Genomic DNA, 16356 nt, shown 5'->3' on the forward strand with positions numbered 1-16356 from the left:
ATAATGCTGCAAACCGATCCTCCCAATACATACTTAAGTGTGCAAAATTTTAAGGCTCAAGGCATGCCAAAAGCGGTAAGTTTTGAGTTGAATCAAAAAGATATTTGCATGGTTTCAGGTGTTTCGGGTAGCGGTAAATCGCAATTTTTTAAAGCACTTGCTGATTTAATAGAGCACCAAGGCCAAGTGCAATTATTACAACAAACTATGGAAGAATGCAGTCCAGAAATTTGGCGCTCACAAGTGATGTATTTTTCTGCTGAAACGGCTTGGTGGGACGACCAAGTTGCCTTGCATTTTGACACTTTACCCACAACCGAAATGTTGCAAAAAATTGGCTTAAATGCCAATTTATTAAACGCCAATCCAGACGCTCTTTCTTCAGGAGAAAAACAGCGTTTAGCGTTGTTGCGCGGTTTGCAGTATCACCCCAAAGTGTTATTACTGGATGAAATTACCGCCAATTTAGACCCAGTAAGTGAACAGCTGGTTGAGCAGATGGTCGCTGATTATGTTCAGAAAAATCATGCCTCAGTATTATGGATTAGTCATAATCCTGCGCAAACTTCCCGTATGGCAGATCAAACGATGGTCTTTACTAAGACGGATATTTATATTCAAGCTCAATTCAATAAAAGAACACCAGTAAACGCCACCCAAATAAGTGAGGCGAGTTTATGATTTTAATCAGTTATTGGGATTTAGCCAGCCTATCTATTTTGGTGTTTTTATTAGGCGTATTTTTGTGGCTAAACGGGTTTAATAAAGTCAAACAATTGTGGATAGCAGCCGCACGAATGATTGTGCAATTGTTGTTTATGGGGGTTTGGCTAAGCTATGTATTTTATGCCGATAATCCTATTTGGATTATTTTAGTAGGTCTGGTCATGCTTACCGCTGCAGGGTACGAAATTAGCAAACGCCAACAATATCGTTTTAAAAAACTAAATGGCTGGTTAGTTGGGTTTTTAGCCTTATCCATGACCACTTTAGTGCTATTGGTTGGTGTTTTAACCATTATTATTCAACCTACGCCTTGGTATGAACCGCAATATGCCATTCCTCTTTTAGGCATGTTATTGGGTAATAGTATGACAGCCATAGGGTTGGGATTAGATACTTTGAACCGTAGTGCTGTGCAATCTAAAGCTAAAATAGAAGCGCAATTAGCCCTCGGAAAAACGGCTAAACAATCCATGAGTTTTATTCGTCAGCAGAGTTTGCATGCGGCCATGATACCGATTATGAATATGTTGGTTGCTGCGGGCATTATCTCGTTACCTGGCATGATGACAGGGCAAATTTTAGCGGGTGTAGATCCAATGGATGCCGTGAAATATCAAATCATGATTATGCTTTTAATGACGGGCTCTACCGGATTTGGTACTTTAATTGCCGTTAGGCTTGCCTGCCGAAAATTATTTGATCCACGCCAACGCTTAAAGTTAGACGTGTTACAAAAACAGAAATAATGGTTGGTGTTATTGTTTGATTTAATGAATATCAACTTAAAAAGTTTTTACCCGATGCTTGCAAAAAATTGATTACTAGAGGGCATACCAGGCCTGGTAAATTATACTTTTTAGTTTAAGTTTTATGATTTCGTGCAAAGGTATTAAGTAGTAAAAGGAATAAATATGGGTTGGTCAGCTTGGGCTTTAGATCATTTATGGTTAGTGGCTGGGGGTTCATTAATAGTGAGTTTATTACTGCATTTTGCGGTGACTTGGTTATTTAAAAACTCAGGTAAAAATAACCAAAAACAGCCATAAACAGTCATATACCACTTGTTTGTCATAACCCATTTTACGATTTACCAGGCCTTATATGTTGAAAGTGTTCTTCAGAAATGGAGAATTTACTAGGGACGCTTAGTAAAGGGATAGAGAGATCTTGTTACCAGGCCAAGGACACCGAAGTGATCCAGGTTATCAGATTAAGACCTTTATCCCCACACACTATAAACTGAACAGTATCTTAGGCAAACCGTCGTTTAGCCTGTATTCATAAGGTTAGTCTGCTCATAGTGTGATTTTACCAAGCAATAATTACCTTATCACAAAACATAAAGGTGGTAAATTATGACAACATATATTGGTGTTGATATAGGAAAAGAATACTTTGATGTCGCTATTGCTCAAACAAACGATGTTAAACGCTTTTTAAATGATGAACTTGGCTATAAAGCCCTAATCCAATGGATGCCTAATCAAAATTGTGCCATTGTCATGGAAGCCACTGGCAAATACTCGCTTGGCTTAGCTTTGGTACTTTATGAACAAAAGATTTCGGTTAGTGTCGTTAACCCAACCCGAATCAAGCGATATGCACAATCGCAACTGAATCGAACCAAGACCGATAAAGAAGATGCCAAACTTATTGCTGACTTTGCCATGACACAACGCCCAAAGCCATGGCAACCACCGTCGCCAACACTGCGTAAACTGCAAGAATGGCACAGAGTACAATCTCTACTAATAAAACAAGAGATTCAACTTAAAAATCAAATGGGTAGCAGCCTAGAGTTAGAGATTCAAGAGTTTGAACAAGAACAGATTGCGCATTTGAGTCAACAACTTAAAAAAATTGAAACCAAAATAAAAAAGTGCTTACGCTCAGACGATGAATTGCTGAGCCAAGTTAAGCTACTCGAAACCATACCCGGTATTGCTGAAGCCACCGCCACTCGGTTGTTAGTTGGAATTCGTGATATAAAGTATTTTGACAAAGCCAAGCACATGGCCAGTTTTATGGGACTTGCTCCGTTAATTCGTCAGTCAGGTAGCTCATTGAATAGCTCAAAGATGTCCAAAATGGGCGATGCCGAACTCAGAAAGGCATTGTATATGCCAGCATTAAGTGCCATTCAGCATAACCCTGTCATTAAGCGTTTTTCAGAACGGTTAAAAGCCAACGGCGTAAAAGGAAAGAAAAGAGTGGTGGCAATAATGAGAAAACTTATTCATATTGTGTTTGCCGTATTAAAGCACGGCAAACCTTTTGATCCAGAATATAAGAACTGTGCTTGACATCTAATGTTGAACACAGTATCTGGTAAATCTTAAAAACCAGAGTAAAAATAATTGAATTTATGACATTCTAGAAAAGAATAGGTGGTTAAAAGAACACTATCACGCCCCAAGGTTATTCTAAACTCCAAATTCATTCTAAACCCCAACGTCACTCTAAATATTAACGTCACTCTAAATATTAACGTCATTCCCGTGCTTGACACGGGAATCTCCAATAATCGGTTAGATTATCGGGTCAAGCCCGATAATGACGGATTGGGTTTGATAATCGGGAATTGGGTTTGATAATAGGGAATTGGATTTGATAGTGTGGAATTGAGTTTGATAGTGTGGAATTGAGTTTGATAGTGTGGAATTGAGTTTGATAGTGTGGAATTGAGTTTGATAGTGTGGAATTGAGTTTGATAGTGTGGAATTGAGTTTGATAATCTGGTGTTGGGTTTAAGCCAAATCGTATTGATTTGGCTTGTGTAAACTTGTTTCAGTTTTATTTACGTTGCAACTGAAATTCACTGACTGAGTTTTGCAGTTGTTCAGATGATTCTAGCAAGGCTTCAGCAGTGGCCGTGGTTTCTTGTACAAGCGCGGCGTTTTGTTGTGTATTGTTATCAATGGATGTTATCGCATCGTTAATTTCACTCACCCCTTGAGATTGTTCTTGAGAGGCGGTTGATACTTCTCTTACAATTTCTAGTAATTTTTGGGTTTCACTGGTCACTTCGGTTAAAGATGTACCGACTTTATCGACCTGCGTTACTCCAATATTAATTGCATTTGAGGTTTGTGCGATTAGGTTACTAATATCTTTGGCGGCATCTGCTGATTTACCTGCTAGATTACGAACTTCGCCAGCGACTACGGCAAATCCACGCCCATGTTCACCTGCTCTAGCGGCTTCTACTGCAGCATTAAGCGCAAGTAGATTGGTTTGGAAGGCAATGGAATCAATTAATCCTGTAATTTCTCTAATTTTATTAGAGGCATCTTGGATATTGTTCATTGAATTTTTAGTATCGCCCATTACTGTATTGGCTTCATTTAGCATGGTGTTTTGTGTTTCTGCAATTGAGCTGGCCATGCGTGTATTGTCTAGGTTGTTGTGAATTTGTGAATTGGTTTCTTCCATTGCGGCAGAGGTTTTTTCTAGTGTTGCGGCTTGCTCTTGAGTACGCTGGTTTAAATTGTGAGCACCTTCGGCCACACTTGAAACACCGTCTTTGACTTGATAAGCAATACTGGTTACTTGAGAGAGTGTTGTTGTTAAGCTATTAATACTTTCATTAATGGCTTGTTTAGCTTGGTCAATAGTGTATTCATATTGGTGGGTAATCGGTTGCGTTAAATCGCCATGTGCAATACGTTCTGCAGCATTTACAATATCGGTAAACCCTGTCTCGATATGTTCTAACGTTTCATTAAGTGTTTCTTGTAATTTTGCCATATCACCTTTGGCGATATTTTGAATACGTTCGTCAAATTTACCGCGTGCGGCAAATTCCATAACGGTATTTATTTCGGCAAAAGACTCAGACATCGTTTGCATTGAGTTTAAGCAATCATCAATAACTTTGGCATAAGCACCATGTAAGTCATTTGGATGTTTGTTGCTAAATTCACCATTTTGCAAGTCAGTCATCACCTCACCAATTTTTTCAAAGGTCTGTTTTAATGAACTGCTGGTACTATTTACTCGGCCTTTTAATATGCCGAAGTCAGATTTAAATGGGTATTCAATAACATAGTCTAAACGTCCGGCAAGAATTTCTTCCATAGCGGCAGAGGTTTCGGCAATTGCAACTTGAGATAACATTGATTGGCGGTTATAGGCTTTTGCCATTTGTGCAATTTCATCATTACCATAGCTATTTACACGGGCAAAAAGATCCGAATCGGCAACCGATGCATCCATTGTGTCTTGTGACTTTCTAATGGGTTTAATAATCATAAACCATAGCAGAGTGAGCATGATTATCATGATAGAAACCAACGTTAAAATAACTTGATAAAATGCGGCGTCTGCTACGTTATATTGTTTCTGAAGAATGGTGTTGAAACGGCTAATATTTTCAGAAATGACGTGATATCCTATCAGCTTATTTGTGCCATCAAAAATAGGTTTGGCAAAGTGAAATTGCGTATCAGTAATAAGGTAGCCTTGTTTAAATAACGTATTTAAATCAATTTTTCGTAACGCGTTGATTTGTTTGCCTGACTTCTCCATTGAAAAGTGATCATTATTTCCAACCACCCAGTTTTTATTGGCAGAAAGAGGAATGTTTGCAGCATTCTTTTGGCGGTATTTATCGCCCGCTAAAATATAGTCTTTTGATAAGGCAATTAAATATTCACGACCACTCGTGGCTAAATCATTACGTATAGAACCCACGCCTTGAATAAACTCTACACCACCGGCAAATTGGCCATGATAAATAATTGGGATAATAGATTTAATATTGAACCCTAATGAACTTACGGCTAAAGCGACTTGAGGCTTTTGCTCAGTTGCCAATTTCTTTAGGTAACTACGGCTGGATATGTCATCAATCACTTGTTTATCAAGCGGTTTCCAGGATTTATAATAAGAGAGGCCATTCGCATTAGTAAAGTGCAACTTAACATTGTTAAGTGGGCTCATGGCTTTATAGTTTGCGCTAATGCCTTGTAGTTCTTGGCTTAAAGCGTATTGATCCATGTTTATGGCGGCTTGTTGTATACCTTTTGAATGCGTAATCCCTACGGCATTGGTTAAACCAAGTTGTGATTTTTTACGCATTTCACTATCAATAACATCGGCAATACCTTCCACATAGTTTTCTGCAGCGTGCTCTTTAATGGAGGTTTTGCTGGCTTGCATATAGGCAAAAGTTAATGCCAATATAAATAGCGATGCAAAGGACGTTATCATCATAATTTTTTGGTTTAATGATGCTTTATGAAAACCAATTAACGTGCTTAATGTATGTTTGGTTTTGCTAACCCATTCACCATTAAAAAAGACCAGTTTCTTTTGGTTTACTTTTTGATAAAACGCTTCTGCTTGTTGAATTTTAGCTGAATCAGTAATGATACGTTTTACCGAAGTATAGCCTTGATAAGTGCCATTTTCATGAATAGGCTGTATGCGCATATCAACCCAGTAGGTTTCGCCATTTTTTTTCATTTCACAAATGGGTATATTAACGGGCAGGTTCTTTGAACATTGATCAACAATCGCTTCTTGAATTGCCTCTTCCCAGTTGGGAGCACGTAGCTTGATAGTAGATTCTCCAGCTAATTCTTCTGCTGAATAGCCAAGCCAAGCGATGTATTCTTGGTTGATGTATTGAATAATGCCATTGGCATCAACTCGAGCAATAAGGCGAATGGATTCTTGCATTTAGGTTTCTCCTACCAAGCAATAAATAATAATGATTGAGTATATTAAGCAAAAAGTGTGCAAAATTTATTTAAAACAAGGGCTTTATTCAAAAAAAATAAAAAATAACCTATGCGTTTTTGTAAAAAGTAGGGGCATATAGACATACCAGGCCTGGTAAATTTGAATTTTTATACTAGATATTTAATGTTGAATGTTGAATTGTCATAACGATTCATAAACGTCCACTGTCATTCCCGTACTTAACACGGAAATTTCAATAAGACACTGAGATTATCCGGTAAGCCCGATAATGACGATGATTGGCTTTTAATGATGGTGTTTTTTCGATTTTGAGTGCTTTATATTGAATTGTCATAACGATTCATAAACGTCCACCGTCATTCCCGTGCTTAACACGGAAATTTCAATAAGACACTGAGATTATCCGGTAAGCCCGATAATGACGTGGGTTGATGTTTAATGACGTTAGTTGATGTTTAATGAAGGTGTTTGATTTTGAATTGTAATGACGGCGGTTGGCGTTTTATTTTTTGCCAATATAGCGTTCACGTTTTTTGGGTTTGAGTTTGTCGAGTTCCACCAAAATTAAACCGTCAATGCAGGCGTTAAACTCAGGATCTATACTAAAATCAATAAAACGGCAGCCTTTATTGTTTGTGACTTCGGCGTATTGTTTAAACAGTGTTGGCACTTTAACGCCTTCTAATTCAAGTAGAGCATTGAGTTTTTTATAGCATTCTTTGTACTCGCCATTAAATATTTCTTGGGCAATATGTTGGTTGTTTTTGCTTAAGGATACCGGGCGAACAGCTTTGGCTAAATCTTGATTTGAGCCTAATTGTTGTTCAAAAAAACCAATAATTAATTCTTTGGCATTTTGCGGGTAGGCGTCACTTAATGAAACAGGGCCAAACAGATATTTAATATTGGGATGTTGCGAAACATAAGCGCCAATGCCGTACCACAAGTAGTCTAGGCTACGTTTTCCCCAGTATTTTGGTTGTACAAAACTGCGTCCTAATTCAAGGGCATGCGGTAAATAATCGTCCATTTTAGGTGTTAAGTGAAAGAGTGTGCTGGTGTATAGGCCTTTATTGCCATGCGTGGCAACAATTTCTTTGCATTCGCCAATTCTATAAGCGCCAACAATCTCCAACTCTTCATCATCCCAAAGAACTAAGTGACGATAACGTACATCGTATTGATCTAAATCTATGTCTGAGCCCGTTCCTTCTTCAACGATGCGAAAGGTAAGTTCTCTTAGGCGACCTATTTCATGCATAACAGGTGAATCGTCTTCAAAATCGTATAAGTAGATTTTTTTGCCGTCTTGAGTTTCCCCTAATAAAGGGGATTTTTTAAGTGCTTTTTTTAAAGCTTGTTTGTCGCCAGGGTGGGCAATGGTCTCTATGGTTTTAAAATAGGCATGTTTTCCTTTTTTAGCGTGTTTACTCTCTTTATCTAATAAATAGAGTTGTTTGCGAAACTGATTGGCTAAATGTTTGGTTGGAAGTTCATTTTTTTCTATGGATTTCCAGGGGATTTGTTTGCCCACAAAAAACTGAATTTGTTGATGGCTTTTATTAAACATCTCTTTAACCAGCATTAAGGTACCGAGCGGTTTATAAAGAGTGGATAACGCATAAAATAACGATGAGTTCTTGGCATCAATATAAATGGGTTGGATGGGTGCATTGGTTCTTTTGGCTAACTTTAAAAACCCGCCTTTCCATTTACCATCGCGAACACCATTAGGACGAATACGAGATACTTCTCCCGCAGGAAAAATAATCACCGCTTGTTCGTTCTCTAAAGCTTTCACGATTGTTTTAAATTGTAGCTTGTGATTTGGTTTTTGACTGAGATTATCGACCCCTAAAAACAGAGACTTAAGTGGTTCAATATGATTTAGTACATCACTGGCTATAATTTTTACGTCTAGTCTAATGGTGCGTACCATTTTTAATAATGCAAGACCATCTAAAGAACCAATAGGGTGGTTAGCAACCATAATTATTCGACCATGAGCGGGTATGCGTTTAATGGCGTTAGAGCTGATGTTGTAGCTAAAATGAAAGTAGTCTAATACAGCGTTTAAAAAAGCAAATCCCTTAAGATGTTGATTGCTGTCAATGAATTGATTTATTTCGTTTTCATGAGCAAGCGTTTTAATTAAACTTATGGCAAGTTTACCGGTTTTTTTGGTAAGTAATTCAGGGTGTTTTTGGGCAATAGCGGCTTCAATATTCAACATGTTAGCAGTTGTCTCAATCTAAAAAAGGTAAACAACATTGTTACAAGTAAGGGTGAAGCCTTGGTGACCGTTAGATGACAAAAATATGATGGTTTTTAAATAAACGAAAACGCATTTTAAGTAAGCCTTTTCTAATATAAAAGAATTTTTACAGACAATAAAGATTATGTGTGAAAGGGTGCTGTGACTTAGTTGTTAACGGTTATGGCTAGGTGTATGATAAAACTATTAACATTAAATTTTGTTATTTATTTATGCTGAAAATGCCAACTATGCTGTTTTTTAGATACTTTTTACGCTACTTCTTGCCCGCGATTTTATTGGTCGCGGTGGTGGCGTTTATTGGTATGAAACAAGCTCAACAACAAAAAATCGATACATTACATGCTGATGCAAACGAAAAAGTCGTTGCGGCAAAATCTATGGCTGTAAGTAATTTAGATTTAATGGTTCGTGATACCTTGTATATTTCGCAAAGTGAGTTATTAAAAAAAGTTTTAGACTCTTCGGTTACTTCCCCCTCAAAAGTTAAAAAAGCGCTAAATGAACTCGCCCAGGATTGGACTGTTTTAATGGAAAGTTCCCCTGTATATGATCAGATTCGTTGGATTGATTCTAACGGACAAGAGCGTTTACGTATTAATCACGCTAATGGAAAAGTTGAGCGAGTTGCAGAGGCAAACCTGCAAAATAAAAGTCATCGTTATTACTTTTCTAAAACCATGAAGCTAAAAAATGACCAGTTTTATTTTTCACCCTTTGATTTAAATATCGAAAACGGGGTTGTTGAAACACCTAGAAAACCCATGATTCGTTTGGCAAAACCTGTTGTAGATTCTTTTGGACATCAACGTGGCGTCATAGTATTAAATTACCTTGGCGGAAACATGTTGAAAAATATTAAACAGATTACCAGCAACACTCAGCGAAAATTGTGGGTAAATAATGCCCAAAGTTACTGGTTATTAGGTGAAACAGCTGGGGATGAATGGGGGTTTATGTATAACCAACCAACCCTAACTCTGGCTCACCGTTATCCTAACGCTTGGTCAAAAATAAATGCTCTAGAAAAAGGTCATTTTACGGACCAAAATGGTATGTGGCATTTTGATACCATTAATCCTGTAAAAGAGTCGTCGCGCTTTAATGTTAAGAGTAAAAAGAGCATTGTCACGGATGCAGTAACGCTAGATGCAAACACGGCGCCTAATCAAAAAGGTTCTTCTTCGCCTTACTTTTGGAAAATTGTTTATTTTACCCCTAAACAAGATGTTGTAAGTTTGATGCGTTCAGCACGAGCTCCAATTTATATGGGGGTGTTTATTAGTTTTATCGTTATTGTGCTGGGGGCATTTTTTTTAGCGCGGGCACGTTTGGCAAAAGAACTTCATACACAAGAATTAAAAGAAACCAATGAAAAATTAGACAAAACTCTGCAAAAACTTGAACAAGAAAACTATGATAAAGAATTAACCAAAATTGAGTTGACCGAGAGTTTAGAACGATATACCAGTGTGTTAAGTTGTTCTATGGATGGCTTTGCTTTAATGGATCGCAATGGTCTTATTTTGGAATGTAATGACGCTTTTTACCATGTATTGCATAGTACCGATAACTACCTTGGTGGCCATACTCTTGGGTCAATCTTTAGTTACGAGCAAGATGAAAAAATTACTAATGTTATCACCAACCTATTTACGACGGGTTACAGAAAATTAGAAGTTGAATCCAATATTGGGGATGCTCAATACTATATAGAAATAAGTTTAATGCCCGTTGAAGCGACTCAACAAGTTTGTGCTTTTATTCGTGATATTACAACGCAAAAAGAGAGCGCATTTCAGTTAGAAATGGCGGCATCTGTATTTACGCATGCGAATGAAGGCATTATATTAACCGACGAGAATTTTTTAATTATTGATGCTAATAATGAATTTGAATTGATTACTCGAATAACGCATGATGAGGCCTTAGGTAAAAAACCGAGCTTGCTTGAATCTAGTAAGCATTCTGAAGAATTTTATACAGATTTATTTGAAAAGTTACACAGTAAAGATCATTGGTATGGAGAGGTATGGAGTCGCCGTAAAACAGGTGAGTTATTTTTATCTTTTTTAACCATTACTCGAGTGAATAATCCGCACGGCAACAGTTGGCATTATGTGTGGATGTTTAATGATATTACCTTAGAAAAACAGTACCAAAAACGTTTACAGAATTCAGCACATTACGACATGCTAACTAACTTGCCAAATCGCTTTTTATTGAATGACCGTATTCAACAAGCCATGAAAGAAACCAGAAGAAATAAACATGTGTTAGCTATCGTGTTTATTGATTTAGATGGTTTTAAAAAGATAAACGATACCTATGGCCATGATATGGGAGACTACCTTTTAGTCAATATCGCAAAAGATATGAAAAGCGCATTAAGATCAACCGATACCGTGGCGCGTATTGGTGGCGATGAGTTTGTTGCAGCGGTTGGTGGATTGCATCAAGCTGATGAAGCATATCCTATTATAAATAAGTTATTAAACGCTATTGCAACCCCTATTGAGAAAGGCGATATAACGCTTCAAGTCAGTGGCAGTTTGGGGGTTACATTTTATCCTCAAGAAAATAATTTAGACGGCGAGCAACTGATTAGGCAAGCAGATCAAGCTATGTATCAAGCCAAGCAGTCTGGCAAAAATAGATATCACGTTTTTGACGTTGATAAAGATGCTTCTAATCGTGATTTAATAAGAAATTTAAACAATATTGAACAGGCTTTATTGAATGACGAATTTATACTTCACTATCAGCCTAAGGTGTCTATGCACCGAGATGAAGTCATTGGTGTTGAGGCATTAATTCGTTGGCAGCATCCTCAGCGTGGATTGTTGTACCCAGGGGACTTTTTGTCTTGTGTAGAACATACTCAATTGTCGATAAAAATGAGTGAATGGGTGATTAACAAAGCGTTAACGCAGATTGAACAATGGGAAAAACAAGGTATTAAACTGCCTATTAGTATTAATATTGGGGTAATGGAATTACAAAAACCAAACTTTGTTGACTGGATTGTCGGCTTGCTTGAAGAACACCCAACTGTTGAACATAGTATGATTGAACTTGAAGTGTTAGAAACCTCTGCTTTAGAAGATGTGATGTCGGTTAAAGAGTTAATTACAGACTGCAAAAGCAAAGGAATATCCTTTGCTTTAGACGACTTTGGAACGGGCTTTGCCTCATTGTCTTATTTAAAACGACTGCCAATAGATACCATTAAGATTGATCAATCTTTTATATGCAATATGTTTGATGACCCCGAAGACATTACGTTATTAGAAGGAATGATTGGTTTAACAAAATCGCTTAATCGTAAAGTGGTAGCCGAAGGCATTGAAACCGAAGAACATGGTTGTATGCTAGCAGAATTAGGTTGTAACTATGGTCAAGGCTACTTTATAGCAAAACCTATGGCGCCAGAACTTATGCCAAAATGGTTAAACAGCTGGCATGTACCAAAATGTTGGAAGAATAGAATAAACGAGACCGAAAGAAAAAGAGCCTAATTTACACTCGTGCAAAGGTCTCTAGAATAAAAGTACAATTACCAAGCTAAAATAGCTTGTTTTTACCCTAGTTCTATTATAAACCCTTGTTATAACTTTATTTTTTACCGTCCCTTTATTCGTGCAAAGGCCTTTAAGTACTTATGAAAACTATTTTTTTAGTTATTTTTACCGTATTGATTTCTAATCAAGTTTTTGCAAAAAATCAAACCATTGACCTTGATAGTACTTCAATAAATATTGAAATTGTTCAAGCAACAAGTCCTAAAGATACTTTTTTAACACCAAAAGCACGAATTGTTTGGCTGCCTTCAGAATACGGTGTTTTACCTCAAGAAAAAGCCATCGCACACCAGCTTGCTAAACATGGGATAGAAACGTGGTTTCCGGATTTTTATGAAGCGATGTTTCTAGCACCTACACCCAGCGCAGTAGATAAAGTAAATCCGTTATGGACAGAACAAATTATAAAACTGGCTCAAAATAAGAGTGATGTACCTATATGGATTATTGCTCCAAATAGATCGGCGCAATTAGCTGTAAAAGGGGTACAAACTCTTTTTACCAGGCCTGGTAAAAACATGGGATTGATATTGATTAACCCTAATTTATATATAAAAACACCTGCTCCTGGTTTAACAGCAGAGTATTGGCCAGAAACAAATAATATCAACTTGCCAATTACCATTATTCAGTCAGAACTGTCGCCATGGAAGTTTAATGTGGCCAATTTAAGTCAGCGTCTTAGTGTGGCAGGAAGTAATGTATTTACACAGTTAATTACCAATGTAAGAGACCGTTTTTATTTTAGACCAGACGCCTTACCGATTGAACAAGCTAAAGCTCAAAAACTCGCCAATCATTTAAGACAAGCCATGCAAATGCAATTACCGTATATGGCTAAGCAAAGAACGTTACATGCTCTTGTTGTTAAACCTAATAAACACGCTGAAAAGAAAAAATCGACTGGGTTAGCTAGCTACCAAGGTGCACAAAATGTAGAATTAAAACTAAATGATATGTTGGGTACGCAACATAATATAAAGGATTATAAAGGCAAAGTTGTTTTGGTTAATTTTTGGGCAAGTTGGTGCCCGCCTTGTGTGCACGAAATGCCTTCAATGGCACGTTTAAAATCACATTTTAACCATGCAAATTTTGAAATCTTGGCCGCAAACTTGGGTGAAGACGCTGGCCAGGTTAAAGCATTTTTAAAAGAACACCCTGTTAATTTTCCAGTGTTATTAGATAAAGGCACTATGACTGCCAAACAGTGGAAAGTGTTTGCCTACCCAAGTAGTTATTTAATTGATAAAAACGGTAAGATCCGTTTTGCTTTATTTGGCGGAACAGAATGGGATGACCCAGAGCATATTAAGGTAATAAATTCCCTTTTAAACGATTCTTGATAGTGCGAATAACTGCTTATTTACTAGAAAGGTATATATTTGGTTAAATGTAATTTTAATAGGTTAGGATAACTAAGACCTTTAATTGTAATATTTAATCGAGAAGTAAATGTCAGTAAGTCAAAAGTTCTGTGATCATAAAGAAGAACAGCGGCGTGACCCATCTAAAATGGTAAATAGAGGGCCTGATAGACGTACCGCCAATGAACGCCGTGAAGATGTTCGCGAGTCGGTTTGGCGTGTGCGTTCAATAAAACATTGGATTAAATCTATTTTTAAACCACGTATTGGCTTAGATCGTCGCAAAGGCGATGATAGGCGTCATCGCCCTCGTAATGCAGATTTTTATAATCCTCAATCTATACTGACTCAAGAAGAGTTAAATCAATTATTAGGTAACGACAAATAAAGCATGGCGCTCAAATAGGAGTCTTTATCTGTCATCATCAGTTTCATTTTCTGTTTGTTTAATGTGCTTCAAAAGAGCTTGATAATGCTTGTTTTCTGATTTTAATGACAAGCATCATTATGGGGGCGTAAACAAATATTGACAGAATAATATTACCCACTACGATCGCTTCAAACATGGTTTTATATTCAAAACTGCTTGGAATCATGTGGACCATTAAGATAGAAAGCCCACCTTTTACGCCTGCAAAAAGTAGTATTGCCCACCAATCAAAGCTCACGTTTTGCATGGTTTTAGAACGATTAGAGACCCATGCAAATTGCCCTAAAACAAAAGCTCGAATTAAGGTTGTAACAATAAAGACAGACAGAATTTCTTTCCAGTAAGTGTGGAGTAAATTTAGGTCTATAATTTCTGAAATAGAGACAAATAGAATCACATTAGCAAACAAGGCGGTAAAGCTAATGAAGCCAATGATTTCTTGACCATTTTTATGTGTTGCCTTTAAGTGTTTTAAACTCATAAACTGTTTTAGTGTACGAAATTTAGATTGTGTAATTTCTTTACGTTCATTAAATATCGATTGATTTGTGTGGTCTGTAACCAGCTCTGGTTCTTCAAATAACTTTTCTTTAGAGGTGATTAAGGCCTTGGCTAAAACCATTGACACCACAATGGCAAAAATACCCGCAAAGTTGTAATGTTCTGACAGTAAAAATGCGCTGTAAGCAATCATTAAAATAATACCGGTTTCGGTTACAGGGTTGTCAGATAATTTTAGGGCGTACATGCCCAATATTCCTATAATCGCGCCTGTCATTAAAGCGCCACCAGCCGAAAATACAAAACTATATGCAATGTCTAAGGTACCAAGTGGTTGGTGCATTAAGGTAATGGCAACACTAAAGATGGCAAAAGCACTGGCATCGTTAAATAACGATTCAGATTCAGCCAAAAACTTTAAGTTATGTGGAATTTTAGTGGTACTGAAAACAGAGCCAACGGTAACAGGGTCAGTAGCGACAACCATGGCCATTAAAGCCACCATAGCAGGGATACCTATGGCGTAACCGGGTAACATCACGTCTTGCAATAGTACACCTGCCAAAACCGACAACACCACAGCAATACCTGCTGTACCAAATATACTTAACCAATGTTTTTTTAAATCCTCAGTATCAAGTTGCAGTACATCACCAATTAACATTAAGGGCAGCAGTAATAACAGCAACTGGTCAAAACGTTCGGCATTAATATCGATTGGGTGAATGTTGTAGTGGGAAAGCAGAAAAACAATACTGATTAAGCTAATAGGTAACGGTATTTTAAGTTTTTCTTGAATGATTAGAGCCGTAACCATTAAGGCGATAATCATGAGTCCCGCTTCAAGCATTGTGTTTTCCTTTAGAATTGCTGAGGTAGTTGTTTGACCGTAATCGGTTTTTTAAAAGAGATGATGACGGCAAAGTCTATTAACAACGTACTATTTTTACAATGTATTACATGTTATTTGAGCCTATTAATACCTTTAAATAAAAAGGAATTAACATTGAGAGATCTTTGCACCCTACTCGTGCAAAGGTCTCATTGAATATACCAGGCCTGTAAAAATGGTTTTGTTTGCTAACTTTAAAATAAAGCATTACAGGTTAATTATTGGTTAACAAAATCACACTTTTAAGTAAATAAGGGTAATTAAGCATCATTGCAAGCATGAAACTTAAAAAATATAAAGAATTGAGTTTACGCGCGTGATAAAAACTTACCTGTTAGAGTGCTTACCTTAACCACTTCATTGGGCTCAATAAATTCGGGTACTTGAATTTCATAACCTGTAGATAATACGGCAGGCTTGGTTCGACCAGCGCCTGTTGCTTTGGTACCTGGGTTTGTTTCAATGACTTCTAAATCTACATTGGTAGGCAGTTCAATCGCTAAAATTTGGTCTTCGTATAATAAAGCGGTAATACCGGTTAAACCTTCGGTAATAAACTTTTTATCGTCTTCTAGTTCATCTGCATTTAACAAGTACTGCGTGTAATCTTCATTGTTCATAAATACATAGTTATCGCCATCTATGTATGAATACATAACCGAAACTTTAGTGGTTTCGACCTCTTTAATCATGTCTTCACCCTTAAAGGTTTCATCTACCTTTTGCCCTGTTTTAAGGTTGTTAAAACGTACCTTATACATGGTGGATGCGCCACGAGAGGATGGGTTGCGTACGTCATAAGATTTAACAATGTGTGGTACGCCATTGATTTCAACAACACTGCCTTTTTTGAGTTCATTAATTTTTGGCATGTGGGG

At 37.2% G+C, this 16356-nt stretch carries 11 protein-coding genes; 7 read left to right on the plus strand and 4 right to left on the minus strand.

The features are described 5' to 3' along the window. Positions 1 to 3 precede the first annotated feature (3 nt). The 4 genes from ACYQ0E_RS01920 to ACYQ0E_RS01935 all read left to right on the plus strand — a co-directional run bounded on the left by ACYQ0E_RS01920 (position 4) and on the right by ACYQ0E_RS01935 (position 3029). Entirely contained in the window at positions 4 to 681 is a 678-nt protein-coding gene (locus tag ACYQ0E_RS01920) for an ABC transporter ATP-binding protein (protein ID WP_460186570.1), read from the plus strand. Continuing rightward, positions 678 to 1472, plus strand: a complete 795-nt coding sequence (locus ACYQ0E_RS01925) for an ABC transporter permease (RefSeq protein WP_460186571.1) — start codon at positions 678 to 680, stop codon at positions 1470 to 1472. The genes ACYQ0E_RS01920 and ACYQ0E_RS01925 overlap by 4 nt, the downstream gene beginning before the upstream one ends. A 165-nt stretch (positions 1473 to 1637) precedes the next feature. Then, entirely contained in the window at positions 1638 to 1772 is a 135-nt protein-coding gene (locus tag ACYQ0E_RS01930; protein ID WP_460186572.1) for a hypothetical protein, read from the plus strand. A gap of 309 nt (positions 1773 to 2081) precedes the next feature. Further along, positions 2082 to 3029, plus strand: coding sequence for an IS110 family RNA-guided transposase (locus ACYQ0E_RS01935; protein WP_460186573.1), 948 nt, complete (start codon positions 2082 to 2084; stop codon positions 3027 to 3029). A gap of 490 nt (positions 3030 to 3519) precedes the next feature. On the opposite strand, the gene ACYQ0E_RS01940 is transcribed toward ACYQ0E_RS01935, so the two are convergent. Both ACYQ0E_RS01940 and olsF read right to left on the minus strand, forming a co-directional pair. Further along, entirely contained in the window at positions 3520 to 6408 is a 2889-nt protein-coding gene (locus ACYQ0E_RS01940) for a methyl-accepting chemotaxis protein (protein WP_460186574.1), read from the minus strand. 526 nt (positions 6409 to 6934) lie between these two features. After that, positions 6935 to 8665, minus strand: a complete 1731-nt coding sequence (olsF, locus tag ACYQ0E_RS01945; protein WP_460186575.1) for a bifunctional ornithine lipid synthase OlsF — start codon at positions 8663 to 8665, stop codon at positions 6935 to 6937. 254 nt (positions 8666 to 8919) lie between these two features. On the opposite strand from olsF, the gene ACYQ0E_RS01950 reads away from it, so the two are divergent. The 3 genes from ACYQ0E_RS01950 to ACYQ0E_RS01960 all read left to right on the plus strand — a co-directional run bounded on the left by ACYQ0E_RS01950 (position 8920) and on the right by ACYQ0E_RS01960 (position 14043). After that, the gene (locus ACYQ0E_RS01950) at positions 8920 to 12225 is read left to right on the plus strand and encodes a putative bifunctional diguanylate cyclase/phosphodiesterase (protein WP_460186576.1); all 3306 of its coding nucleotides are present in this window, start codon (positions 8920 to 8922) and stop codon (positions 12223 to 12225) included. Positions 12226 to 12368: 143 nt separating this feature from the next. Beyond that, positions 12369 to 13634 carry a TlpA family protein disulfide reductase gene (locus tag ACYQ0E_RS01955; RefSeq protein ID WP_460186577.1) on the plus strand — a complete coding sequence of 422 codons (1266 nt, stop codon included), beginning with the start codon at positions 12369 to 12371 and terminating at the stop codon, positions 13632 to 13634. Between the two features lie 109 nt (positions 13635 to 13743). Then, the gene (locus ACYQ0E_RS01960) at positions 13744 to 14043 is read left to right on the plus strand and encodes a hypothetical protein (RefSeq protein WP_460186578.1); all 300 of its coding nucleotides are present in this window, start codon (positions 13744 to 13746) and stop codon (positions 14041 to 14043) included. Between the two features lie 58 nt (positions 14044 to 14101). Here ACYQ0E_RS01960 and ACYQ0E_RS01965 read toward each other — a convergent pair whose 3' ends face one another. Continuing rightward, the gene (locus ACYQ0E_RS01965; protein ID WP_460186579.1) at positions 14102 to 15436 is read right to left on the minus strand and encodes a cation:proton antiporter domain-containing protein; all 1335 of its coding nucleotides are present in this window, start codon (positions 15434 to 15436) and stop codon (positions 14102 to 14104) included. A 350-nt stretch (positions 15437 to 15786) separates the two neighbouring features. After that, entirely contained in the window at positions 15787 to 16350 is a 564-nt protein-coding gene (efpL, locus tag ACYQ0E_RS01970; protein ID WP_460186580.1) for an elongation factor P-like protein EfpL, read from the minus strand. Positions 16351 to 16356: the final 6 nt, after the last annotated feature.

The organism is Thiomicrorhabdus hydrogeniphila (assembly GCF_054656895.1).